Origin of the sequence: Pseudomonas laurentiana (genome assembly GCF_014648275.1) — a bacterium.
GTDB classification, from domain to species: Bacteria; Pseudomonadota; Gammaproteobacteria; order Pseudomonadales; family Pseudomonadaceae; genus Aquipseudomonas; species Aquipseudomonas laurentiana.
Map to the genome: position 1 here is coordinate 1 of NZ_BMQU01000179.1, position 556 is coordinate 556.

A 556-nucleotide genomic window follows, 5' to 3' on the forward strand; every position below is an offset into this window, starting at 1 on the left:
ATTTGAAAAGAATATTAATTCGGATTTATTATTAAATTATATCTAAATATTATCCGAGATTATTTTTTTATTGTAGTTACTACTATTGCTCCAATAATAGATAATAATAAAATTACACCAATAATTATAAATAATATAGCATATTCAGTATATAATAAATTTCCTATTGATGTTAATTCGTTAACAGGATACATAGCATATCAATTATCTACCAATACATAATATAAAGATTGAGGTAGATCTGTCACATTATTAAATACATAAGTAATACTTTCTAAACTTAGAGTATTAAATAATTCACTAAATTTAGAATTAGATTTATAATCTAATAATGTACTAATTTCTAAGAAAGAAATATCTAAATTGTAGATATTATAAAAACTATAAAATAATGTGGTAGTTACTATTATAACTAATGGTATATCATTACTATTAGATTTTACTTGTAATTCAGAAACTTTTACATCTAATAAAGATAAAATAAATAAAAATAAAATAGCAATCGCACCTACATCTATTAATAAATATAATAGACTCATAATACCTAATCCTATAT

1 protein-coding gene is annotated in these 556 nt (G+C 19.4%); it reads right to left on the reverse strand.

From position 1 onward, the window contains the following. Positions 1 to 200: 200 nt before the first annotated feature. On the reverse strand, positions 201 to 556 hold a 356-nt coding region (locus IE038_RS25745; protein ID WP_189396440.1), incomplete at its 5' end, for a hypothetical protein.